Source organism: Actinomadura sp. NBRC 104425 (genome assembly GCF_030269545.1).
GTDB classification, from domain to species: Bacteria; Actinomycetota; Actinomycetes; order Streptosporangiales; family Streptosporangiaceae; genus Spirillospora; species Spirillospora keratinilytica.
In genome coordinates, this window is record NZ_BSTN01000010.1 from 196022 (window position 1) to 218628 (window position 22607).

Annotated in this window: 20 protein-coding genes; 10 read left to right on the top strand and 10 right to left on the bottom strand. The window is 73.0% G+C overall.

What is annotated here, in order from left to right; all coding sequences use genetic code 11:
- The first annotated feature begins 54 nt into the window (after nucleotides 1-54).
- Together QSK22_RS17810 and QSK22_RS17815 are read left to right on the top strand one after the other, a co-directional pair.
- Nucleotides 55-531 (top strand): cupin domain-containing protein, encoded by a 477-nt coding sequence (locus QSK22_RS17810; RefSeq protein ID WP_285495323.1) that lies wholly within the window; start codon nucleotides 55-57, stop codon nucleotides 529-531.
- Nucleotides 528-1277, top strand: coding sequence for an IclR family transcriptional regulator (locus QSK22_RS17815; RefSeq protein WP_285495324.1), 750 nt, complete (start codon nucleotides 528-530; stop codon nucleotides 1275-1277). The genes QSK22_RS17810 and QSK22_RS17815 overlap by 4 nt, the downstream gene beginning before the upstream one ends.
- Here the strand turns inward: QSK22_RS17815 and QSK22_RS17820 are convergent.
- The 3 genes from QSK22_RS17820 to QSK22_RS17830 all read right to left on the bottom strand — a co-directional run bounded on the left by QSK22_RS17820 (nucleotide 1255) and on the right by QSK22_RS17830 (nucleotide 6366).
- Nucleotides 1255-2796 (bottom strand): glycoside hydrolase family 43 protein, encoded by a 1542-nt coding sequence (locus tag QSK22_RS17820; RefSeq protein WP_285495325.1) that lies wholly within the window; start codon nucleotides 2794-2796, stop codon nucleotides 1255-1257. The genes QSK22_RS17815 and QSK22_RS17820 overlap by 23 nt on opposite strands.
- Complete coding sequence (locus tag QSK22_RS17825) at nucleotides 2793-5159, bottom strand: beta-glucosidase family protein (RefSeq protein WP_285495326.1); 2367 nt, start codon at nucleotides 5157-5159, stop codon at nucleotides 2793-2795. Before QSK22_RS17825 ends, QSK22_RS17820 begins: the two co-directional genes overlap by 4 nt.
- A gap of 184 nt (nucleotides 5160-5343) precedes the next feature.
- The gene (locus QSK22_RS17830) at nucleotides 5344-6366 is read right to left on the bottom strand and encodes a LacI family DNA-binding transcriptional regulator (RefSeq protein ID WP_285495327.1); all 1023 of its coding nucleotides are present in this window, start codon (nucleotides 6364-6366) and stop codon (nucleotides 5344-5346) included.
- Between the two features lie 265 nt (nucleotides 6367-6631).
- Here QSK22_RS17830 and QSK22_RS17835 point away from each other — a divergent pair, with 265 nt between their 5' ends.
- The 7 genes from QSK22_RS17835 to QSK22_RS17865 are packed head-to-tail and all read left to right on the top strand — an operon-like array spanning nucleotide 6632 to nucleotide 13950.
- Nucleotides 6632-7912 carry an extracellular solute-binding protein gene (locus tag QSK22_RS17835; protein ID WP_285495328.1) on the top strand — a complete coding sequence of 427 codons (1281 nt, stop codon included), beginning with the start codon at nucleotides 6632-6634 and terminating at the stop codon, nucleotides 7910-7912.
- On the top strand, nucleotides 7909-8910 hold the full coding sequence (locus tag QSK22_RS17840; protein WP_285495329.1) for a carbohydrate ABC transporter permease: 1002 nt from the start codon (nucleotides 7909-7911) through the stop codon (nucleotides 8908-8910). Before QSK22_RS17835 ends, QSK22_RS17840 begins: the two co-directional genes overlap by 4 nt.
- A complete protein-coding gene (locus tag QSK22_RS17845) occupies nucleotides 8907-9767 on the top strand; it encodes a carbohydrate ABC transporter permease (protein WP_285495330.1) in 861 nt (286 codons plus the stop codon). Before QSK22_RS17840 ends, QSK22_RS17845 begins: the two co-directional genes overlap by 4 nt.
- A 7-nt stretch (nucleotides 9768-9774) precedes the next feature.
- Nucleotides 9775-11223, top strand: coding sequence for a glycoside hydrolase family 30 protein (locus tag QSK22_RS17850; RefSeq protein ID WP_285495331.1), 1449 nt, complete (start codon nucleotides 9775-9777; stop codon nucleotides 11221-11223).
- On the top strand, nucleotides 11220-12338 hold the full coding sequence (locus tag QSK22_RS17855; protein WP_285495332.1) for a Gfo/Idh/MocA family protein: 1119 nt from the start codon (nucleotides 11220-11222) through the stop codon (nucleotides 12336-12338). The genes QSK22_RS17850 and QSK22_RS17855 overlap by 4 nt, the downstream gene beginning before the upstream one ends.
- Before the next feature lie 17 nt (nucleotides 12339-12355).
- Nucleotides 12356-13234: a DUF6807 domain-containing protein gene (locus QSK22_RS17860; protein WP_285495333.1), complete on the top strand. Its 879-nt coding sequence runs from the start codon at nucleotides 12356-12358 to the stop codon at nucleotides 13232-13234.
- Complete coding sequence (locus QSK22_RS17865; protein WP_285495334.1) at nucleotides 13228-13950, top strand: cupin domain-containing protein; 723 nt, start codon at nucleotides 13228-13230, stop codon at nucleotides 13948-13950. Before QSK22_RS17860 ends, QSK22_RS17865 begins: the two co-directional genes overlap by 7 nt.
- A 189-nt stretch (nucleotides 13951-14139) precedes the next feature.
- Here QSK22_RS17865 and QSK22_RS17870 read toward each other — a convergent pair whose 3' ends face one another.
- Complete coding sequence (locus tag QSK22_RS17870; protein ID WP_285495335.1) at nucleotides 14140-14685, bottom strand: GNAT family N-acetyltransferase; 546 nt, start codon at nucleotides 14683-14685, stop codon at nucleotides 14140-14142.
- A 917-nt stretch (nucleotides 14686-15602) separates the two neighbouring features.
- On the opposite strand from QSK22_RS17870, the gene QSK22_RS17875 reads away from it, so the two are divergent.
- Nucleotides 15603-16595 carry an ArsR/SmtB family transcription factor gene (locus tag QSK22_RS17875; protein WP_285495336.1) on the top strand — a complete coding sequence of 331 codons (993 nt, stop codon included), beginning with the start codon at nucleotides 15603-15605 and terminating at the stop codon, nucleotides 16593-16595.
- Nucleotides 16596-16631: 36 nt separating this feature from the next.
- Here QSK22_RS17875 and QSK22_RS17880 read toward each other — a convergent pair whose 3' ends face one another.
- The 6 genes from QSK22_RS17880 to QSK22_RS17905 all read right to left on the bottom strand — a co-directional run bounded on the left by QSK22_RS17880 (nucleotide 16632) and on the right by QSK22_RS17905 (nucleotide 22239).
- On the bottom strand, nucleotides 16632-17267 hold the full coding sequence (locus tag QSK22_RS17880) for a response regulator (protein WP_285495337.1): 636 nt from the start codon (nucleotides 17265-17267) through the stop codon (nucleotides 16632-16634).
- Nucleotides 17264-18481, bottom strand: coding sequence for a sensor histidine kinase (locus QSK22_RS17885; RefSeq protein ID WP_285495338.1), 1218 nt, complete (start codon nucleotides 18479-18481; stop codon nucleotides 17264-17266). The genes QSK22_RS17880 and QSK22_RS17885 overlap by 4 nt, the downstream gene beginning before the upstream one ends.
- Entirely contained in the window at nucleotides 18439-19236 is a 798-nt protein-coding gene (locus QSK22_RS17890; RefSeq protein WP_285495339.1) for an ABC transporter permease, read from the bottom strand. Before QSK22_RS17890 ends, QSK22_RS17885 begins: the two co-directional genes overlap by 43 nt.
- Nucleotides 19233-20078 (bottom strand): ABC transporter ATP-binding protein, encoded by an 846-nt coding sequence (locus QSK22_RS17895; protein WP_285495340.1) that lies wholly within the window; start codon nucleotides 20076-20078, stop codon nucleotides 19233-19235. Before QSK22_RS17895 ends, QSK22_RS17890 begins: the two co-directional genes overlap by 4 nt.
- Before the next feature lie 107 nt (nucleotides 20079-20185).
- Entirely contained in the window at nucleotides 20186-21217 is a 1032-nt protein-coding gene (locus QSK22_RS17900; protein ID WP_285495341.1) for an aldose epimerase family protein, read from the bottom strand.
- Nucleotides 21214-22239, bottom strand: coding sequence for a LacI family DNA-binding transcriptional regulator (locus tag QSK22_RS17905; RefSeq protein WP_285495342.1), 1026 nt, complete (start codon nucleotides 22237-22239; stop codon nucleotides 21214-21216). Before QSK22_RS17905 ends, QSK22_RS17900 begins: the two co-directional genes overlap by 4 nt.
- Between the last annotated feature and the right edge of the window lie 368 nt (nucleotides 22240-22607).

The window sequence follows — 22607 nt, forward strand, 5'->3', positions numbered from 1 at the left end:
TGTAGTAATCTCTACTAAACAGGTCAAGATTCTAAAGAATGCGAGGATGGGACCGTGACGAAGGACATCGAAACGGACGTACGGGCCCGCGGCACGGCGGCCTGGCACGGCCGGATCGAGCACATCCGCGGCGCCGAGCTGGGGACCGACACCGCGCAGACGTCCGGCATGCGCCGCTTCGAGGCCGTCTCCGGCAAGACGGTCGGCTCCCGGCGGCTGTGGATGGGCCGCACCCACGTCGCTCCGGCCACCAACTCCGGCGACCACCACCACGGCGAGGCCGAGACCGCGATCTACGTGGTGTCCGGGCACCCGGTCTTCGTGTTCGCCGACGGCGACGCCGAGGTGCGGGTCGAGACCGAGCCCGGCGACTACGTGTTCGTCCCGCCCTACGTCCCGCACCGCGAGGAGAACCCCTCGCCGGACGAGGAGGCGGTCGTGGTGATCGCCCGCAGCACCCAGGAGGGCATCGTCGTCAACCTGCCCAGTCTGTGGGCGGAGGTCGAGCGGCCCGAACCAGGGCCGGCATGACCGGGGCCGCGCGCAGCGGGACGCAGTCGGTGGACCGGGCCATCGCCGTGCTGCGGTCGTTCGAGGGCGCGGCCGAGCAGACCCCCACCGAGATCGCGGGCAGGCTCGGGCTGACGGTGAGCACCGCGCACCGCATCGTCCGCGCCCTGCACGCGTCCGGGATGCTGGGCCGCGACCCCCGCACCGAGCGCTACCACCTGGGCCCCACCGCCGCGATCCTCGGCCGGCTGGCGCTGGAGCGGATGGGCACCACGCTGCTGCAGCCCGAGCTGACCGCGCTGCGCGACGAGACCGGCGAGGCGGTCAGCCTGGGCGTGCGGGTGGGCGACGAGGTGGCCGTGCTGCTGCACCTGCCGTCGGTGCACCCGCTGCGGTACGACCAGGAGCCGGGCGCGCGCAACCCGATCCACGTGTGCGCGATGGGCAAGGCGCTGCTGGCTTTCGACGACGGGCGCGTGGCGATGCCGGAGCCGTTCCGCCGCTTCACCCCCGCCACGCTCACCACCCGCGCGGAGCTGGCCGCCGACCTCGCGCGCGTCCGCGAGCGCGGCTACGCCGTCAACGACGAGGAGCGGATCGTCGGGGTGCGCGCGGTGGCCGCGCCCGTCCGCGACTCGGCGGGACGGGCGTTCGCGGCCGTCGCGCTGCAGGGCCCGGCCGTGCGCTTCGGCGACGACCGGCTGCCCGACCTGGCCAAGGCGGTGCTGGCGGCGGCCGAGCGCCTCACCGCCCTGCAGCGCCGCTGAGCGCCGAGTACTCGAACCAGTCGAAGTCGGCGAACCGTCCGGTGTCGGGGCCGGAGGCGAACATGCCGACGTACACGCCGGTGAACCCGCCCGCCGTCTGGGTGTTGAGGAACCGCCCGTCGAACGGTTCGCCGAGGGGCTCCCAGGCCCCGGGCCGGGTGGCGAAGCGCGCCCGGTACTCCTGCCCGTGCGCCTCGAACCCCAGCCAGAGCCGGTCGGGGACGGAGGCGTGCACGGCCAGCACCGTGTCCCGGCCCCGCTCGCGGCGCACGAGCCGCAGCCCGTGCGCGGTGGACGCCAGCAGCACGTGGAAGTCGTGGTTGAGCACGAGCGCGATGCCCGCCTGCTCTCCTTCGCGTTCGGGCGTGAACTCCATGGCCGCGTACGCGGCGAAGTCCATGTGCTGCTGCCGCCGCCCGACGAACGACGGGTTGGCCAGGTCGGCGAGCGTGTGGGGGCGCAGCCGCAACCGCAGGTGCCCGGGGCGGTCGGTCAGGCTCCACCACCGTTCGCGGGGGGTGCGCAGCATGTTCCAGTACGGCGCCAGCTCCGGGGCGTCGAAGTGGTCGCATGCCGGGACGGCGGGCCAGCGGTGCTCCGGCAGCGAGGGCGCGTCGTGGACGGCCTCCACCGGCCCCGCCACGGGCCAGCCGTCCTCCCACCGGACGGGCGTCAGGAACGTCTCGCGGCCCAGGTTGCAGTAGTAGCCGCCGTAGGGGCGCCAGGCCAGCAGCACCATCCACCACTGCCCGTCGGGGGTGTCGACCAGGTCGGCATGGCCCGTCCCCACGATCGGGTGGTCCCGCCCCAGGTGCCGGTGCGTCAGCACGGGGTTGCGCGGGTCGCCCTCATAGGGGCCGGTGACGGAGTCGGCGCGCGCGACCACCACCGCGTGGTCGTGGAAGGTGCCGCCCTCGGCCGTCACCAGCAGATACCGCCCGTCGATCTTGTAGAGGTGGGGCGCCTCCGGCCAGACCGCGTTCCTGGCCGCGCCCTCCCAGATCACATGCTCGGGCCCGGTCGTGCGCAGCGCGGCGGGGTCGAACTCCCGCAGCAGGATCCGGCACCCGCTGTCCGGCCGCACGGCCGACGTCGGCCGGGTCTCGGTGAACCACGCCCGCCCGTCGTCGTCGAAGAACAGCGACGGGTCGATCCCCGCGCCCTCCAGCCAGACGGGCTCCGACCACGGCCCGGCCGGATCGGTCGCGGTCACCACGAAGTGGCCCGGGCCGTCCACCAGCGTGCACACCACGTAGAACGTGCCGTCGTGGTGGCGGATCGTCGGCGCGTACAGCCCGGCCGACGGGCGGATCCCGTCCAGGTCGAGCTGCGACGGCCGGTCCAGCACATGCCCGAGCTGCCGCCAGTGCACCAGGTCGCGGCTGTGGAACACCGGCAGGCCCGGGAACCACTCGAACGTGGACGTCACCAGGTAGAAGTCGCCGCCCACCCGGCAGACCGACGGGTCGGGGTACATCCCCGGCAGGATCGGGTTGCGGAACCTCCTGAGCGTGCTCACAGCGGCGTCACCTCCACCGGGACGGTCAGCACGCGGTCGGCGCCGAGCACGCGCCGCGGCCCCTCCAGGGTGAACGAGCCCCGCAGCGGAAGGTCCTCACTGGAACGCCCCACCAGCACCTCCACGACCCCCGGCTCGACGATGCGCGTCAAATCGCCCCCGGTGAACGAGGTGCGGTCGGCGTGCACGGTGAACTCCACCCGTACGGCCCGCCCCGGCTCGATGCGCGTCTTCGCCCAGCCGGCCAGCCAGCGCACGGGCCGGACCACCGACGACACCGGGTCGGCCAGGTACAGCTGGACGACCTCCGTGCCGGCCCGCTCCCCGACGTTGCGGACCACCGCGCGGACCCGTACCGACCCGTCGGTCGCCGCCACCGGGTCGACGGTCAGCTCCTCATAGGCGAACGTCGTCCAGCTCAGCCCGTGCCCGAACGGGAACAGCGGCGTGGAGTCCACCGTGCTCCACGGGTGCGGGGAGTCCAGGCGGGACCGCAGGTACACCACCGGGGTGCCGTACGGCCTGCGCGGCATGCTCACCGGGAGCCGCCCCCGGGGCTCGGCCCGCCCGGTCAGGACCGCCGCCAGGGCCGCGCCGCCCTCCTGCCCGGGGAAGAACGCCTGCACGACCGCCGCCGCCCGATCCGCGACGGCGCCCAGCGCGTAGGGGCGCCCCGACAGCATCACCACGACGGTGGGCGTCCCCGTGGCCAGGACGGCCTCGGCGAGCTCGGCCTGGCGGCCCGGCAGCGCCAGCGTCTCGGCGTCGCAGCCCTCGCCGGAGGTGCCGCGCCCGAACAGCCCGGACCGGTCGCCGAGCGCCAGCACGCACACCTCGGCCTCGCGGGCTGCGGCGACGGCCGCGGCGATGTCGCCGTCTCCGGCGCCCAGCACGTCGCCGCCCGGCACGACCCGCAGGTCGGCGAACTCGCCGCGCAGCGCGTCGGCCAGCGTCGGGAACTCCACGCCCAGCGGGAGGTCCGGGTCGAAGCGGCCGACGTGGTTGGGGAAGGCGTAGCAGCCCATCATCCCGTACCGCTCGTCGGCCAGCGGCCCGACCAGGGCGGTCCGCGCGTCCGGGCGCAGCGGCAGCGTCCCGTCGTCGGCCAGCAGGACGATCGACTCCTCGGCCAGCCGCCGCGCCAGCTCGCGGTGCGCGGGCGGGTCGAACACGGGCGCCCCGTCCGCATCCCCGTTCCCGCCCCCGTCCGCCGGCCCGCCGTCTTCGGGCCCGTCCAGCAGGCCGAGCTCCGCCTTGAGCGTCAGGACGCGCGCCGCGGCCCGGTCGAGCAGCTCCTCGGGGACGTCGCCGCTGCGCACCGCCTCCACCAGCGGCTCGCCGTAGCAGCGCGACGACGGCAGCTCCACGTCGACGCCGGCGGCCAGCGCGCGCGCCGCCGCCTCCCGCCGGGACCCGGCCACCCCGTGCCGCGACTGCAGGAACGACACCGCGAAGTAGTCGGACACCACCACGCCGGTGAACCCCAGCTCCTCGCGCAGCACCCGGGTCAGCAGCCGTTCGCTGCCCGAGACCGGATCACCGTCGACGTCGGTGTAGGACGGCATGACCGACCGGGGGCCGCCCTCGCGCAGCGCCATGACGAACGGTTCCAGCAGCACGTCGGCGACCTCGCGCGGCCCGGCGGCGGTGGGCGCCATGTTGCGCGCGTCCCGCGACGCCGAATAGCCGACGAAGTGCTTGAGCGTCGCGACGATGCCGCCGCTCTCCAGGCCCCGCACGTACGCGGCGCCGATGATGCCGACGAGGTACGGGTCCTCGCCGATGCACTCCTCGGTCCGGCCCCATCGGGCGTCGCGCACCACGTCCAGCACCGGCGCGAGCCCCTGGTGGACGCCGGCGCGCCGCAGGGACGCCGCGATGGCGGCGGCCATCTCGCCGACCAGCCCGGGGTCGAAGCTCGCGCCCCACGCCGGCGGGCTGGGGAACACGGTGGCCCGCCAGGTCATGAAGCCGGTCAGGCACTCCTCGTGCGCGATGGCGGGCAGAGCGAACCGGTTGGCGGAGCGGACCACGCGCTGCAGCTCGCGCAGTCTCGCGGCGCCCTCGGCCGGGGCGACCGGGGCGGTGCCGAACACCCGGGTCAGGTGCCCCAGGCCCCAGCGGGCCTGCTCGTGCAGCGCCAGGGCCCGGTCGCCGGGCATGGGCTCGTCGGCGTCGTCCTCGCGCGGCGCCACCGGCTCCCCGGGCTCGGCGGCCTGCGCCCAGAACGAGCCGAGCTGGCCGGCCTTCTCCTCCACGGTCATCCGGGCCAGCAGGTCGGCGACGCGTTCGGCGACCGGCAGCCGGGGGTCGCGCCACGGGGGGTCGGCTACGGGCGCGTGCTGCGGCAGCGCTTCGGTCATGAGTCCTCCAGGATGCAGGGGGCGCGCCGGTGCCCGCGGGCGCGCCGGTGCGGGCTGCGGCGGTCGGGGACGGTCGGTGGAAGCGCTCGAACGGCGGCGGTCGAACGCGTCGGACGGGCGGGGGACGGGCGGGGGGACGGGGTCCGCGCAGGCGGCGGGCGGCCGGCCGGTCGCCACTGCGCGGTCAGGCGGTCGGGGGCGGGGCGGTGGAGTGCCGCACGCGCAGCTCGGTGGCCAGCTCCACGCGCGGGCTGAGCAGCGGGCGCCCGTCCAGCAGCTGCAGCAGCGTGCTCGCGGCGGTGCGGCCCATCTCCTCCAGCGGCTGGCGGACGGTGGTCAGCGGCGGCGACATCCATTCGCAGGTCGGCAGGTCGTCGAAGCCGACCACGCTGAAATCCTCGGGGATGCGCAGCCCGGCCTGGCGGGCGGCCTCGTAGGCGCCCATGGCCTGCTCGTCGCTGCCCGCGAAGACGGCGGTCGGCCGGTCCGGCAGCGCCAGCAGCTCGCGGGTGCGCGCGAAGCCGCCGCGGTGCCGGAAGTCGCCGTAGCGGATCAGCTCCCGGTCGACCGGGACGCCCGCGCGCTCCAGCGCGGTGCGGTAGCCGTCCACCCGGGCCTGGGTGCACAGCATGTCGGCCGGGCCGCCGATCATCGCGATCCGGCGGTGGCCGAGCTCCAGCAGGTGCTCGGTCGCGGCCAGGCCGCCCGCCCAGTTGGTCGCGCCGACGCTGGCGATGTCGGGGTCGGGCAGGTTGACCGGGTCGACCAGCACCAGTCCGACCCCGGCGCGCTCCAGCTGGCGGCGCTGCTGGCGGGTCATCCGGGAGGTCACCAGGATCACCCCGTCGCTGTGGTGCAGCACGGGCAGGTTCTGCCAGCTCGGCGGGCGGGCGTCGTCGTCGCGCACCAGGGAGACCACCACGCCGATGCCGCGTTCGGCGCACTCGGCCTCCACGCCGCGCAGGATCTCCACCGCCCACGGGCTGTCCAGCCCGGCCAGCACCAGGTCGATCAGCCCGGACCGGCGGGCGCGCCGCCCGCCGCCCGGCCCGGCGTAGTTGTGCGAGCGCAGCAGCTCCTCGACCCGCTCGCGGGTCGCCGGCGCCACGTCGGTGCGGCCGTTGAGCACCTTGGAGACCGTGGCGGGGGACACCCCGGCCTCCGACGCGATCAGCGCGAGGGTCGGACGGGACGGCTGGTCGGACATGGACGCTCCTCCCCGATGAACGATTGCGAACAGTATCGCAATCTTTCGGAAGTCGATAGCCCCATTAACACGTTTGTCGCTGGGGTCTGAATGAGGCCTTGACCGCAAGAGGGGGCTTTCTTAGAGTTCCACGGCAACAACACCTACCGCAGATTTTCGAAAAGTTTCGAAGACGGGTGGTGGCGAGTCGCCGGGCTCGTCCGTCCCGACCCGCCCGTCGCACCAGACCGCGAACCCGACCCACCCCGAGCCCAGGAGGACTCCGATGGGCACCGCACCCCTTTCGCGTCGCACGTTCCTGGCCGCGGCCGGACTCGCCGGACTGTCCGCCCCCCTGCTCAGCGCCTGCGGCGGCTCCGACGGCTCGTCCGGCAAGACCATCGAATGGTGGAACATCGCCACCACCGACCCCGGCAAGACGCTGTGGCCGCAGGCCGTGAAGGAGTACCAGGCCGCGCACCCGGGCGTGACCATCAAGCAGAACCCGATGGAGAACGACGCCTACAAGTCGAAGATGACCGCGCAGACCGCCTCCGGGAAGCTGCCGGACCTCTTCCACACCTGGGGCGGCGGCGTGCTCAAGCAGCAGGTCGACGCGGGGCTGGTGCGGGACATCACCGACGACGTCAAGCCCTGGATCGGGAACCTGTCGCCGATCGCGCGGCAGGCGTACGAGTTCGACGGCAAGACCTACGCCATTCCCTACGACATCGGCATGGTCGGGTTCTGGTACAACAAGGCGCACTTCGACAAGGCCAAGATCGACAAGCCGCCCGCGACCTGGGCCGAGTTCCTGGAGGACGTCCGCAAGCTCAAGGCGGCCGGCATCACCCCGATCGCGCTCGGGGGCAAGGAGAAGTGGCCCGGCCACTACTACTGGGCGTACCTGGCCATCCGCGTCGGGGGAGTGGCCGCCGTGCAGGAGGCCAGCAAGACCAACGACTTCACGACCGATCCGTTCGTGCAGGCCGGACGGCACCTGAAGGAGCTGGTCGACCTGCAGCCGTTCCAGAACGGCTTCCTCGGCGCCAGCTACTCGTCGACCGACGGGCAGGCCGCGCAGATGGGCAACGGCAAGACGGCCATGGAGCTGATGGGCCAGTGGGCGCCCAGCGTGCAGAGGGACATGGGCGAGGGCATCGGCGACGACCTCGGCTTCTTCCCGTTCCCCGCCGTGGAGGGCGGCAGCGGCGCGGTGACCGAGGTGTTCGGCGGCGGGGGCGGCAACGCCGTCGGCCGCGACGGCCCCGACATCGCCATCGACTTCCTGAAGTTCTTCGCCTCGGTGGACAACGACCGCAAGCGCGTCGCGTCCGGCGGCTACCTGCCGATCGCCAAGGGCGCCGAGAGCGCGCTCACAGACCCCAACCTGCGGACGGTTTGGGAGACCCTCAACAAGGCGACCGGCTTCCAGCAGTTCTTCGACCAGGCGTTCCCGCCCGCCGTCGGCCAGGAGGTCAACGACCAGGTCGCCGCCCTCATCGCCGGCAAGGCCGCGCCCGAGCAGGTCGCGCAGGCCGTCACGCAGGCCGCCAAGGGGCAGTGAGCGAGCCGATGGCCGTCTCGGTCCGCAAGTCCGCACCCGGCCGGGACGCGGCGTCGGCGCCCGCCCGGCACCGCCGCGCCGCACGCAGCCGGCGGCGCCTGCGCGAGCGGGCGACGATCGCGGCGTTCCTGCTGCCCGCGCTGGTGCTGTTCGCCGCGCTGGTCCTGCTGCCGGTCGTCTTCGCCCTTTACACCAGCCTGTTCCGCTGGGGCGGGTTCGGCTGGCCGGACGAGTTCGTCGGCCTGGACAACTTCGTCCGGCTGTTCCAGGACGAGGTGTTCCTCGGCGACCTGTGGCGCGGGTTCGTCCTCATCGCGCTGTCGGTCTGCGTGCAGCTGCCGTTCGCGCTGGCCATGGCCGTGCTGCTCAACCAGCGGCTGCGCGGCCGGGCGTTCTACCGGCTGCTGTTCTTCGCGCCCTACGTCCTGTCGGAGGTCATCACCGGTGTGCTGTTCACCATGATCTTCGCTCCGGACAGCGGGCTGGCCGACCACATCATGGACGCGGTCGGGCTGGGCGGCCTCGGCATCGGCTGGTTCGCCTCGTCCTCCACCGTGCTGCCCACGGTGTTCCTGGTGATGACGTGGAAGTACTTCGGCTTCCACATGATCCTCTACCTGGCCGGCCTGCAGAGCATCCCCAAGGACGTGCTGGAGGCCGCCTCGATCGACGGCGCGGGCGCCTGGCAGCGGTTCCGGTACGTCACCCTGCCGCTGCTCGGCCCCACCATCCGGATCAGCGCGTTCCTGTCGGTGATCGGTGCGATCCAGCTGTTCGACCTGATCTGGGTGACCACCGCGGGCGGGCCGGTGCACTCCTCGGAGACCATGGCGGTGACGATGTTCCAGTTCGGCTTCAAGCGCTACCAGGTCGGCTACGCCAGCGCGATCAGCGTCGTGATGTTCCTGATCAGTTTCGTGTTCGCCCTCTTCTACCAGCGCTACGTGCTGCGCCGCGACCTGGAGGGCGCCGTCACCAGCATGCGAGGCCGCCGATGACCCCGACCACCGCACCGTCCAGCGCCGTGCGGCTGCGGTCCCGGCTGCGCGGGCTGTCCATGCACGCGATCATCTGGGTGGTCGGGGCGATGATCGTCGTCCCGCTGCTGTACGCGCTGGTGTCGGGCTTCAAGAGCACCAGCGAGCTGTCCGGCAACCCGTTCGGCCTGCCCAGGCAGTGGGTCACCGCCAACTACACCGAGCTGCTGGCCTCCGGGACGTTCTGGCGGCAGGTCGCCAACAGCACGGTGATCGCGCTGGCCACGATGCTGGTGACGGTCGCGGTGTCGGCGCTGGCGGCGTACGTGTTCGCGCGCTTCGCCTTCCGCGGCCGGGAGGTGGTGTTCACGCTGTTCGCGATCGGGCTGATGTTCCCGTTCGCGGTGGCGATCCTGCCGCTGTTCATCCTGCTGCGGACCTTCGGGCTGCTGGACAACCCGCTCGGCGTGATCCTGCCGCAGGCCGCCTTCGGCCTGCCGATGACGGTCATCGTGCTGCGCGGCTTCTTCCGCAACGTGCCCGCGGAGCTGGAGGAGGCCGCCATCATCGACGGCTGCTCCGCCTTCGGGTTCTTCTGGCGGATCCTGCTGCCGATGGCCCGGCCCGCGCTCGCCACCGTCTCGGTGCTGGCGATCGTGACGAGCTGGAACAACTTCTTCCTCCCGCTGCTGGTGTTCACCCAGCCGGACTGGTGGACCATTCCCGTCGGCGTCCAGCAGTTCCAGGGGCAGTACGCCCAGGACACAGCCCGCATCCTGGCCTACGTGGTGCTCGCCATGGCGCCCGCGCTGGCCTTCTACACCGTTGCCGAACGCCAGCTGATCGGCGGCCTGACCGCCGGTGCGACGAAAGGCTGAACCTGCGATGGCCGAACGAACGGACCCGACCGCCCGGCGCCTGCCGACCGGGCGTGCGCGCCGCCTCGCCACCCTGGTCGCGGCCGCCGTCTGCCTGGGCGCCGCGACCGCCGTCCCCGCCCATGCGGCCGACACCGCGGGGAGCGTCCGCTTCTCGGCGCGGCTGCAGCCGATCGACGGATTCGGCGTCTCCCAGGCGTTCCAGCGGGCGGCCCTGATCCGCGGCGCCCGCGGCCTGTCCCCGGCCAACAGCCGCCAGGTGCTGGACCTGCTGTTCGGCAGGGACAAGGGCGCCGGCCTGTCGATCCTGCGGCTGGGCATCGGCTCGTCCGCCGACGACGTCTACGACCACATGAAGTCGATCCAGCCGGTCGACCCCGGCGGCCCCGACGCGCCGCCCCGCTACGTGTGGGACGGCGACGACGGCGGGCAGGTGTGGCTGGCCAAGGAGGCCGCCAAGTACGGCGTGAAGCGGTTCTACGCCAACGCCTGGAGCGCCCCCGCCTACATGAAGGACAACGGCGACGACGCCAACGGCGGCACCCTGTGCGGCCTGTCCGGAACGAACTGCGCGAGCGGCGACTGGCGCGCCGCCTACGCCAACTACCTCGTCCAGTACGCCAGGTTCTACAGGCAGGAGGGCATCCGCATCAGCGACCTGGCCTTCACCAACGAACCCGACTACACCGCCACCTACGCGTCCATGCGGTTCACCCCCGCCCAGGCGGTCGAGTTCACCAAGATCCTCGGCCCGATCGCCCGGAGGGCCGGCCTCGGCGTGATCTGCTGCGAGCACACCGGATGGATGGGCCAGATCGACTACACCAGGGCGATCGAAGCCGACCCGCAGGCGCGCAAGTGGATCACCACGTACACCGGGCACCGCTACTCCAGCGCCGCCGACGAGCCGATGCCCACCGCCAAGCACACCTGGATGTCGGAGTGGTCGCCCAACGGCGACACCTGGAACGAGAACTGGGACGACGGCAGCGGCTATGACGGCATGACCGTCGCCGAGGACATCCACCACACCCTGACCAGCGGCAACGCCAACGGATACGTGTACTGGCTCGGCGCGTCCCTCGGCGCCACGCGCGCGTTCATCCAGCTCGCCGACGGGGCCGACTCCTACCGGGTGTCCAAGCGGCTGTGGGCGATGGCCGCCTACAGCCGGTTCATCCGCCCCGGCGCGCACCGCGTGCAGGCCGCGGTCGCCGACCCCGCGGTGAAGATCACCGCGTTCCGCAACGCCGACGGCTCGCGCGTGGTGGAACTGCTCAACACCGGCGCCGCCACCCGCGCCGACCTGGCCCTCGACCAGTCCGCCCGCCGCGCCGCCGGCTACGTCACCGACGCGGCCCGCTCGCTGGCCCCCGCCGACGTCGCCGCCGTCAAGGCCGGCCGCCTGTCGGTCCAGCTGGCCCCGCGCTCCCTCACCACCGTGGTGATCCGGTGAGCGGCGGCCGCAGGATCAGGGTCGCGATCGCCGGGGCGGGCGGCATCGCGCGCATCTGCCACATGCCCGCGCTGCGCGCCGAACGCGCCCGCACCGAGGTCGTCGCGGCCATGGACGTGGACGCCCCCCGGGTCGCCGCCTTCTGCGCCGAGCACGACATCCCGGCCGCCTACACCGACCTCGACCGGATGCTGGAGGAGGCCCGGCCCGACCTGGTGCACATCTGCACCCCGCCGTTCGCGCACGCCGCCCAGGCGGTCGCCTGCCTGCGCGCCGGCGCGTGGGTGCTGTGCGAGAAACCGCCGTGCCTGTCGCTGGCCGAGTACGACGAGATCACCGCGGCGGAGGGGCCGGACGGCCCGTACGCGGCCATCGTCTACCAGCACCGGTTCGGGTCGGGCGCGCGGCGGCTGGCCGGCCTCGTCGACGCCGGCGCGCTGGGCCGCCCCCTCGTCGCCCAGTGCGTCACCGCCTGGTACCGCGACCACGACTACTTCGACGTCCCGTGGCGCGGCCGGTGGGACACCGAGGGCGGCGGCCCCACCCTCGGCCACGGCGTCCACCAGATGGACCTCATGCTCGAGGTCCTCGGCGACTGGGCCGAGATACGCGCCATGGCGGGCCGCCTGGACCGCCGCGTGGAGACCGAGGACGTGTCCGCGGCCATGGTGCGGTTCGCGTCGGGCGCCATGGCGACGGTGCTCAACAGCGTCCTGTCGCCGCGTGAGGAGAGCTACCTGCGCTTCGACTTCACCGACGCCACCGTCGAGCTGCGGCACCTGTACGGGTACGGCGACGGCGACTGGGTCTACACCCCGGCGCCGCACGTGCCCGCCGAGACCGCCGCCGCCTGGACGGCCCCCGGCGCCGAGGTGCCCAGCTCGCACCTGGCGCAGCTCAGCGCCCTGCTCGACTGCTACGAACGCGGCGAACGCCCGCCCACCAGCGGCCCCGGCGGCCGCCGGACCCTGGAGTTCGTCACCGGCCTGTACAAGTCGGCGTTCACCGCGCGGCCCGTCACCCGCGACGAGCTCACCCCCGACGACCCCTTCTACCACCGCCTGCACGGCGACGTGCCGGGCTGGGCGCCCTCGGCGGCGGAGGCGGTGCCGTGACGACGGGAGGCATTGCCGTGAAGCTGGAGCACTCGGCCGACGCGCTGTCCGTCCTGGCGGGAGACGTGGAACTTCTGCGCTACGTCTTCCGGCCCGTCATGGACCCGTTCGAGGGTCCCAAACCCTACCTGCACCCGGTGCGCACCCTGGCCGGTGACGTGGTCACCGCCTACCGCCCCTACGACCACCGCTGGCACAAGGGCATCCAGATGACCGCGTCGCACGTGTCGGGGGAGAACTTCTGGGGCGGCGGCAGCTACGTCCGCGGCAAGGGCTACGTGGACCTGCCCAACGTCGGCACCATGCGGCACGAGGAGTTCACCGAGGTCACCGCCGACGGCGACCGGGTGCGCATCGCCGAACGCCTCACCTGGCACACCCAGGGCGGCGCCCATTGGATCGACGAGAACCGCACCCTGACCGTCCACGACGTGGCCGACGGCGCGTGGACGCTCACCTTCCTCACCTCCCTGCGCAACGTCCGCGACGCCCCGCTCGTCTTCGGCAGCCCCACCACCAACGGACGCGAACTGGCCGGATACACCGGGTTCTTCTGGCGCGGCCCCCGCTCGTTCACCGGCGGTGAGATCGTCGCGTCCGGCGGCCGGGGCGGCGAGGCGATGATGGGCGAACCGGGCCCGTGGCTGGCCTTCGTCGGCCGGCACGACGAGGTGGACCGCGCCTCCACGCTGCTGTTCGTGGACCCGCCCGGGGCGCGCACCCGCTGGTTCGTGCGGTCGAACCCGTTCCCCGCCGTCAACCCGTCGTTCGCCTTCCACGACGAAGTGGTCCTCGACCCGGGGGACACCCTGGACCTCGCACATCGGATCGTGATCGCCGACACTGCATGGGACCGCGACCGCATCGAGGCACACGCGAGGGAACAGACATGGTGAGCACCTATCCCGGCGGCGTCGGGGTCTCCGGGCTGAGCGTCTACGACTGGGCCGCGGCGGACGGGCTGTGCGGCGGCTCCCCGCACGTCCACCTGACGTGCGCCGAGTCGTACGTGGTGGTCGGCGGCGCCGGACGCGTGCAGACCCTCAACCACAAGGGCTTCACCGAGACGCCGCTGACCCCGGGCACCGTCGTGTGGTTCACCCCCGGCACCATCCACCGGGCCGTCAACGACGGCGGCCTGCGCATCGTCGTCGTCATGCAGAACAGCGGCCTGCCCGAGGCGGGCGACGCGGTGTTCACCTTCCCCGCCGAGGTGCTCGCCGACCGGTCCGCCTACGACGAGGCCGCCGCGCTCGCCGACGGCGCCCACGTGCACGCCGCCGGCGAGGAGGCGGCCCGGCGCCGCCGCGACCTGGCCGTCGAGGGGTTCTGCGACCTGCGCCGCCGGCTGGAGTCCGGCGACCGGACGGCCCTGGACGACTTCTACGCCGCCGCCGTCCGCCTCAAGTCCGACCGGTTCGACGAGTGGGAGCGCCGCTGGCGCACGGGCGCCCTGGCGTCCGCCGAACGCACCGGCGACCACCTCGCCGCCCTGCGCGCGGGGGACCTCACCCACCTCCGCGACGCCGAACTGCACCACCGCCCGGCCCCCGCCCCCGGCGACCGCCGCCTCGGCATGTGCGGCCGCCTCGACGTCTACGACCTCACCTGACCCTCATTCCCGGCCACCCCGGCCCCGTGGCCGCCGGAAGGTACATCCGGCCCCGCCTTCCGGCGGCCACGGCTTTTCCGGCTGCGAGCGGTTCCGCCGGTGCCTCCGCAGTGCGCGACGTCCTTGCGAGAACGCCCGGCCCGGCCGGGCGGCGGGATCACTCCCCAGTCAGGCCCGGGCGATCACCGGTCACAGCGGGGCGAGGGCCATGAGAACCTCGTCGCGGTCGTCGCCGGGCCCCAGCCGGTAGGCGCCTTGGCGGCGGCCGATCTCCTTGTAGCCGAGCCGACCGTAGAACTCCTCCAGTCCCATGCCCGACCGGGCGGCGAGATGCAGCTGCTCCAGGCCCATCTCGTCCCGGGCCACCCGCCGGGCATGGCGCATGAGCGCCGTCCCGACACCGCGGCCTCGGTAGGCGGGGTGAGACTGGACATGGTGCAGGGTTCCCCAGTGCGCCACCAGCGGGTGCGGGTCGCGGCGGATGTTGAGCCAGCCCGCCAGGACGCCGTCGGCCATGGCCAGGACCAGTCGGCTGCGCATGCCATCGAGGCCGGCGATGAGCTGCTCGGCGACCGGGGCGATCTCGGCGGCGGTGACGGGCGGGAACGGGAAACCGACGGCGCCGCCGGCGTTGCTGACGGTCACCCAGCAGTCGATCAGTTCGCGGGTCAGGTCGTCGCCGATCTGCTGCGGCCGCACGATCTGGCGCATCTGGAGGGGAGCACGGCCGGTCACGAGGTGACTGTAGCAGCCGTCGATCATGTGAGTCGCCGCCTGCCGCGGGGACCGGCGGCGGGCGGCCGCAGGAGGCCCGGCGCGGCGGACTTCGGCGAGTGCCCGCCGGTACGACCCGATCGACGAGCCGGCCGCCGAGCTGGACCGCCTGGGGGGCATCGACGTCCCGCTGCACGTGGACGTGGCCGTCGGGCGGATTCGTCATCAGCGTCCACCCGAAACCGCCGACGCGACCAAGGCGGCGCGGGCCGCCCGTCCGCACTCCGTGCGACGCTCGTCAACAGGTGCGGCAGGTCCGGAGAGGCGCCGCCCTGCGGTGGGGGGCGGGGACGGCGGCAGCATCCGCTGGAACAGCTCGCGCAGTTCGTTCCGCACCAGTCACTTCACCGGCGATGCGGCGAACATGACTGCCCGGCCTGAACGAGGCGCCTCCCGAGTGCGTGAGGTGGGTGGCTGACCGGGGGCGGTGGCTTGCGGCCGATCATCGTGGCGACTGGCCGGTCGGTGTTGATGCGGCTCGTATGCGACCGTCAGTGGGGGGCGGGGAGAACCAGAGCCGCTGTGGTCGTGCGCTTCACGCAGCCGCTCCCGCTGATTATTGATGACGTACCTGACCATCGTTTTCTGACTGAGTCGCTTCGGTGTCATTTCGGAACCGGAATGCCGGATCGGTCGATCCGAAGGTGCCGCGGTAGGTGCGGGATCGGGGCGGGCCCAGAGTGAGGCGAAGGCTTCGCCGAGTGACGTTTCCGGGTGTGCACGGGGGCCTGGAAGCGACTTGTTCTTTCCTGAGGCCGTAACGGGTGTCGTGATATATACGGGTCTGTTCAGAGTTTTCCTGGATGTCGGAACCGGTGTCCTCGGAGAGCCTAAGGTGCAGTCGCCACGGCAGGCTGAGGTCACTTCGCGGGGACGTCATGCTGCGGATTCATTTCAGCTTCGATGATCTTGCCCGGACGCGCGTCCGTGCCGGTCCCGACGCCATGTGGGAGATCGTGCTCAGCGTCCAGCTGCTGCAGAACCGTGAAGGCGCACTGCTGTTCGACGGCTGGCGCCGAGAAATCCGCGGCAAGCTGCGTCCCTGGATTCGGCCGCTGATGACCCTGGCGCCGCACGCCCCCTACTTTCCGGACTTCCTCACTCCGGCCGGGCCGGCGGCTTCCCTGGACGAGGGGATCGAGTCCGTCCTGGCCACCCCGCGCACCCGGCTGCGGGCCGAGCTGGAACTGCTCGGCGCCCAGCGTCCGCTGCCGACGTGGACCCGCGGGCTGGCCGACGGGGACATCCGGGTCTTCGAGGGGCTGGGACGGGCACTGCGCTCCTATCACGAAACCGTGCTGGAGCCGGACTGGCCCCGGGTGCGCGCACTCATCGAGGCGGACAGGACCAAGCGGATGCGCGCCTTCGCCGACGGAGGCATCGAGGGACTGCTGCGCAGCTACAGCCCGCTGTTCCGGTGGAAGCCCCCGTACCTGGAGGCCGACTACCCGGTCTCCCAGGAACTGGTGCTGGGAGGACGGGGCCTGTTATTGCAGCCGTCGTTCTTCTGCTGCCGCACCCCCGTGACCCTGGTCGATCCCGAACTGCGACCCGTGCTCGTCTACCCGGTCGCCCAGGACGTCCGCGACCGTGTCGCCGGTTCCGGAGGGAAGCCCCTCGCCGCGCTGATCGGCCGGACCCGGGCCGCGATCCTGCGGTCGATCGAGGACGGCTGCACCACGACGGAACTCAGCCGCAGGGCGAGCACGTCGATCGCCTCGGCGAGCCAGCACACGGCCGTCCTGCGCGAGGCCGGGCTGGTCACCACGCAGCGCAACGGCAGCGCGGTCCTGCACACCTTGACCCCGCTCGGCCTGGACCTGCTCTCGGGAGCGAGCAGCACAGCCCCGCTCGTCTCTTCTGTCAGGTAAAGGCGGTCGCCGGCCGCCAGCCCGGAAGGTCAGACGTCACTCGCCGGGGCGGAGGATGCCGCGTTCCAGGGCGGTCGTCACGGCGGACGTGCGGTCGGAGACGCCGAGCTTGCCGTACGCGCGCAGCAGGTGCGTCTTGACCGTCGCCGCGCTGATGAACAGCTCCCGGCCGATCTCGGCGTTGGTCCGGCCGCGGGCGACCAGCCGCAGCACCTCGATCTCGCGCGGCGACAGCTCGACCGGCGAGCGCATCCGCGTCACCAGCTTGGCCGCCACCGAGGGGGCCAGCACGGTCTCGCCGCGCGCCGCCGCCCGCACCGCCTGCGCCAGCTCCTGCCGGGAGGCGTCCTTGAGCAGGTAGCCGGTGGCGCCCGCCTCCACGGCGCGCAGGATGTCGCGGTCGGTCTCGTAGGTGGTCAGCACCACCACCCGGGTCCCCGGCCGTTGCGCGAGCACCCGCGCCGTGGCCTCCACCCCGTCGGCGTTGGGCAGCCGCAGGTCCATCAGCACGACGTCGGGCTCGTGCCTGCGGACGGCCGCCACCGCCTCGGCCGCGTCGCCCGCCTCGGCCACCACCTCGATGCCGTCCTCGGCGGAGAGCATGCCCCGCAGCCCCTCCCGCACCACCGGGTGGTCGTCGACGAGCATCACGGTGATCGCGTCCGCGTTCATGCCGGCACCTCCACGGTCAGGACCGTACCTTCACCGGGCGCGCTGTCCACCTCCAGCCGCCCGCCGACCTGCATCACCCGCTCCCGCATGCCGCGCAGGCCGAAGCCGCGGCCCGCCGCGGCGGCGGCGTCCGGATCGAACCCCGCGCCGTCGTCGCGGACCTCCAGCACCGCCGTGTCGCCGCCGTAGGCCAGCCGCACCGACACGCGCCCGGCCCAGGCGTGCTTGCGGATGTTGGCCGTCGCCTCCTGCGCGGCCCGCAGCAGCACCACCTCGGCGCCCGCGGCCGGCCGCCGGGGCGGCCCCGACGTCGTGAACTCCACCGGTATCCCCATCTCCTCGCCGACCCGCTCCGCCAGCCGCTCCAGGGCCTCCTCCAGCGACGACGACTCCAGCCCCGCCGGCGGCAGCGCGGCGACCAGCGCCCGCGCCTCGGCCAGGTTCTCCCGGGCGGTGCTGGCCGCGAGCGAGATCTGCCGCCGCGCCTGCTGCGGGTCCTGGTCGAGATGGGAGTCGGCGGCCTGCAGCAGCATCAGGATGCTGGTGAAGCCCTGCGCCAGCGTGTCGTGGATCTCGGCCGCCAGCCGCTCCCGCTCGGCCATCGCGCCCGCCCGGCGGTTGGCCGCGGCCAGCTCCGCCTGGGTGGCGCGCAGCTCGGCGATCAGCTCCGCGCGCTCGCGGCTCTGCCGGATGATCCGGTCCACCCAGAACCCGAAGAACGCCGAGAAGCCCATGGTCACCGCGGCCCACAGGGCGAACGACACCACCGCACCGACCGTCGTGGACTCCCACAGGAACCGCAGCGCCGGCGTGGCGTTGAGGGCCAGCACCGTCAGCATCGCGCCGCGCCAGTCCAGCATCATGAACGCCTGCGGGCACAGCGCGAACAGCACCAGGGAGCTCTCCGGGGCCGCGATCGACGCGGCCCCCGACAGCACGACCGCCCCTGTCAGGTAGGCCAGGGTCGCCGGGGGCGGGGCCGCCCGGTCGGCGGACCGCCGCCCCAGCAGCAGGTACCACGGCGCCAGCGCGACCAGCAGCACCGCCGCGACCGCGTCGCGCTTCCACGCCTCGCCCCCGGCCAGCACGTAGATGACCGTGGAGACCAGCACGAGCGCGAAGTACGCCTCCCAGCGCCCCACGCCCCACCGCCACGCGTCGGGCTCGCGGGTCACCGCTCGTGGCGCCGCTTCCAGCGGAACGTCGTCAGGCACAGCACCAACCCTCCGATGCACCAGGCCGCCAGCACCAGGGCGATCCTGCCGTGCTCCCAGGAGCGGGCGGGCTCGGCCGCGAGCAGCACGTCGGGCAGCAGCGCGGACCGCAGCCCCTGGCACATCCACTTGAGCGGGAACAGCGCGCCGACCTGCTGCACGCCGGAGGGCAGGTCCCCGAACACGAAGAACACCCCGGAGATGAACTGCAGCACAAGATAGGGCAGGTTGAGCACCGCTGCGGCGCTGCGCCCCGACCGCGGGACGCTGCTCACCGCGATCCCCAGCAGCGTGCACGCCGCCACGCCGAGCACGAACACCCACCCGAACGTGAACCACCGCTGCGGCGTCGCGGGCGGCTCCAGGCCGAGCAGCGCGCCGCCGACCGCGAAGAGCACCGCCGTCTCGGCCACCGACAGCACCAGCGCCGAGACCGTCTTGCCGATGAAGTAGGACGCCCTCGGCATCGGCGTGCCGTACAGCCGCTTGAGGGTGCCGTCGTCGCGCTCGTTGGCGATGCTGATGCCCAGGCTGATGAACGTGGTGGACATGATGCCGCCGGCGATGATCCCGGCGGCGAAGTACTGGCGGAAGTCCACGCCCGTGTCGCCCACCTCGCCCTCGAAGATCGTGCCGAAGATCAGCAGCAGCACGATCGGCAGGCCGAAGGAGAACACCACGGCCTCCCGCTCCCGCACGAACGTCTTCAGCTCCAAGGCGCCGCGCGCCAAGCCCAGCTTGAGGGCGAGGGTCATTTCGTCGCTCCGATCATGGACAGGTAGACGTCTTCCAGGGACGGCCGGGTCACGGTCAGCTCGGGCACCTCGCCGCCGAACCGCTGGCTCAGCTCCGCCACCACCTGGGTGGGGGAGTCGGTGTCGATGCGCTGCGGGCCCTCCGGCCCCCGCCAGCTCACCCGCGCGGAGGCCGTGGCGCGCCCGCCCAGCCGCCCGGGGGTGTCCACCGCGACGACCCGGCCGGCGGCGATCACGCCGACCCGGTCGGCCAGCGCCTCGGCCTCGTCCAGGTAGTGGGTGGTCAGCAGGATCGTGGTGCCGTCGCCGGCCAGGCCCTGGATCAGGTCCCAGAACCGGCGGCGGGCGTCGGGGTCGAACCCCGTCGTCGGCTCGTCCAAAAACAGCAGCTCCGGCCGGCCGATGATGCCGAGCGCGACATCGACCCTGCGGCGCTGCCCGCCGGACAGCCGCCCGACCCGCCGTGTCGCCTGCTCGGCCAGCCCCACCGCCTCGATCACCTCGTCCGGGTCGCGGGGCCGCGGGTAGTAGGCGGCGAAGTGCCGCACCATCTCCCGCACGGTCAGCTGGGGGTCCTCGTTCGAGGTCTGCGGGACGATCCCGATGCGGGCCCGCCAGCCGCGGCCCGCCTTGGCGGGGTCGGCGCCGAGCACGGACACCTCGCCGGCCGTGCGCTGCCGGTGCCCCTCCAGGATCTCGACGGTGGTGCTCTTGCCCGCCCCGTTCGGGCCGAGCAGCGCGAACACCTCGCCGCGCCTGATGTCCAGGTCGACGCCCTTCACCGCGTCGACGTCCCCGTACCGCTTGCGCAGTCCGCGCACCCGCACCGCTGTGTCCGTCATGACTCAAGCGTCTTCCCGCGGCGGCCGCCGCGGGATCGGCGCGTCGGTCATCCCCGTGTCAACCGATCGGTGGACACGGGGGTGCGCGTGCTCGGCCGCGGCGGCGCTCAGTCCGGGAGCGTGCTGAAGCGGAAGGTGGTGGTGGAGCGGTACTCCTCGCCGGGCCGCAGCACCGTGGACGGGAACGACGGCTGGTTGGGGGAGTCGGGGAAGTGCTGCGTCTCCAGGCAGAACGCGTCGCCCTGCCGGTAGGCCAGGCCGCCGGTGCCGATGTGCGAGCCGTCCAGGAAGTTGCCCGAGTAGAACTGCACGCCGGGCTCGCTGGTCAGCACCTCCATCACGCGGCCGGACCGCGGGTCCTCGGCGCGGGCGGCGACCTCGCCGCCGTTCAGCACGAACGTGTGGTCGTAGCCCTTGCCGACCAGCAGCTGCGGATGCGTCTGGCGGATCCGGGCGCCGATCGGCTGCGGCTTGGTGAAGTCGAACGGGGTGCCCGCGACCGGGGCCGGCTCGCCGAGCGGGATCTGGTTCGCGTCCACCGGCAGGTAGCGGTCGGCGTCGATGGCGAGCCGCTGGTCGTACACCGTGCCGGAGCCCTCCCCGGCGAGATTGAAATAGGAGTGGTTGGTCAGGTTCACCACGGTCGGGCGGTCGGTGGTGGCGTGGTAGTCGATGCGCAGCGCGTCGTCGGAAACGGTGTAGGTGACGGTGGCGCGCAGCGTCCCCGGGTAGCCCTGCTCGCCGTCGGGGCTGACGTAGGTGAGGACGATCGAGCTGTCGCCGGCGTCGGCGACGTCCCACACGCGCTTGTCGAACCCCTGCTCGCCGCCGTGCAGGCTGTTGGCGCCGTTGTTGCGCGGCAGCGTGTACTCCCGGCCGTCCAGCCGGAACCGGCCGCCCGCGATGCGGTTGCCGTAGCGCCCCACCACGGCGCCGAAGTAGCGGCTGCGCGTGACGTAGTCGTCCAGCGTCGCGCAGCCGAGGACGACGTTGGCCGGGGCGCCGTCGCGGTCGGGCGCCTCCAGGGTCTGCACGACGCAGCCGTATGTCAGAACGCGCACGCGCAGGGCGCCGCCCGTCAGCGTGTAGCGGTGCACGGGCGTGCCGTCGGGCAGCACGCCGAACCTCTCCTCGTTCATGTGACCTCACCGGATGGCAGGCGGGCGGGCCGTTCCTCGACGGGGGCCGCCGCGGTGGACTCGCGGACGACGAGCGTGGTCTCCAGGACGGTCAGCGCGGCGGGCCCCGGCTCCTCGGTGCCGACCAGCTGCAGCAGCATGTCCACGGCGGTGCGGCCGGCGGCGACCGTCGGCATCGCCACCGTGGTCAGCTTGGGCCGGTTCAGCCGGGCCTGCATGATGTCGTCGACGCCGACCACGCTGACGTCGTCGGGCACCCGCACGCCCAGCTCGGCCAGCCCCTCGACCAGCCCGATCGCGACCAGGTCGTTGTAGGCGAGCACGCCGGTGACCGCGGCGCGCGCCACCTCGGGCGCGGCGATCTGCCCGCCCTGCTCGGTGGGGGAGTTCGGGCCGATCACGGTCAGCTCGGCGCCGGCCGCCGCGGCGGCGTCGGCCGCGGACTCGCGGATGCGCCGGCTGTTCCACGACCCCTCCGGCCCGGACAGCAGCGCCAGCCGCCGGTGGCCGAGTCCGGCCAGGTGCTCGACCGCCAGCCGGGCGCCGTGCCCGACGTCCATCAGCACCGCGGGCAGCCCGTCCAATCGCCGGTTGACCAGGACGAACGGCACCTGGCGGCGGAGCTTGGCCAAAGTCCGGTCGCCCAGCCGCGGCGCGCACAGCAGCACCCCGTCCACCTGTTTGGTGAACGCCCGGATGAGCTCCTCCTCCACCCGCGGGTCCTCGTCGGTGTCGGCGACGAACACGTGGTAGTCGCGGGCGCGGGCGTGCGCCTGGGCGGCCTTGATCAGCGGCGGGAAGAACGGGTTGGCGATGTCGGCGACGATCAGGCCGAGGTTGTGGGTGCGGCCCGTGGTCAGCCCGCGCGCCGCGCGGTTGGGCCGGTAGCCCAGCTGCTCGGCCACCGCCAGCACGCGGTTGCGCGTCTCGGCGTTGACCAGGTGGGGGGCCGAGAAGGTGCGCGACACCGTGGAGACGTGAACGCCGCTGGCACGCGCGACGTCCCGGATCGTTACGGCCACGCTCTCCCCTTCCTGGGCGTTGGAACGCCTCATTAATGCAAACGATTGCAGCTCCGTCAACCGCGCCGACGGGGGGAGATCGCGGGGCGTCCTCCGGGATCGGCCCGGTCCGTCTGCGTTTTGTCAGGCGTGACGCATCTGGGTCACGCCGACCCCTTGACGTTTCGCTCGGATGACGCGAATGTTTCTGCAACCGGTTGCTGTGTGACCGGTGGCACACCCCCGGGCGACCCGCCCCCCTTGCGGCTCGGGGCGGGCGGAGGCGCACATACCGGCGGTAAGCGCTTTCAGTGCCCGCCTGCGCGTCCCCGCCCCGACCCCGCACCCCGGCCCCCGACCCGTCCCACCGAACCCGACGACCCGAACGA

Bases quoted from the DNA above. Each gene is read 5' to 3' on its own strand.
- QSK22_RS17815 (WP_285495324.1), top strand. From the start codon at position 528: ATGACCGGGGCCGCGCGCAGCGGGACGCAGTCGGTGGACCGGGCCATC.
- QSK22_RS17825 (WP_285495326.1), bottom strand. From the start codon at position 5,159: ATGACCGAAGCGCTGCCGCAGCACGCGCCCGTAGCCGACCCCCCGTGG.
- QSK22_RS17830 (WP_285495327.1), bottom strand. From the start codon at position 6,366: ATGTCCGACCAGCCGTCCCGTCCGACCCTCGCGCTGATCGCGTCGGAG.
- QSK22_RS17835 (WP_285495328.1), top strand. From the start codon at position 6,632: ATGGGCACCGCACCCCTTTCGCGTCGCACGTTCCTGGCCGCGGCCGGA.
- QSK22_RS17845 (WP_285495330.1), top strand. From the start codon at position 8,907: ATGACCCCGACCACCGCACCGTCCAGCGCCGTGCGGCTGCGGTCCCGG.
- QSK22_RS17850 (WP_285495331.1), top strand. From the start codon at position 9,775: ATGGCCGAACGAACGGACCCGACCGCCCGGCGCCTGCCGACCGGGCGT.
- QSK22_RS17865 (WP_285495334.1), top strand. From the start codon at position 13,228: ATGGTGAGCACCTATCCCGGCGGCGTCGGGGTCTCCGGGCTGAGCGTC.
- QSK22_RS17875 (WP_285495336.1), top strand. From the start codon at position 15,603: ATGCTGCGGATTCATTTCAGCTTCGATGATCTTGCCCGGACGCGCGTC.
- QSK22_RS17880 (WP_285495337.1), bottom strand. From the start codon at position 17,267: ATGAACGCGGACGCGATCACCGTGATGCTCGTCGACGACCACCCGGTG.
- QSK22_RS17890 (WP_285495339.1), bottom strand. From the start codon at position 19,236: ATGACCCTCGCCCTCAAGCTGGGCTTGGCGCGCGGCGCCTTGGAGCTG.
- QSK22_RS17895 (WP_285495340.1), bottom strand. From the start codon at position 20,078: ATGACGGACACAGCGGTGCGGGTGCGCGGACTGCGCAAGCGGTACGGG.
- QSK22_RS17900 (WP_285495341.1), bottom strand. From the start codon at position 21,217: ATGAACGAGGAGAGGTTCGGCGTGCTGCCCGACGGCACGCCCGTGCAC.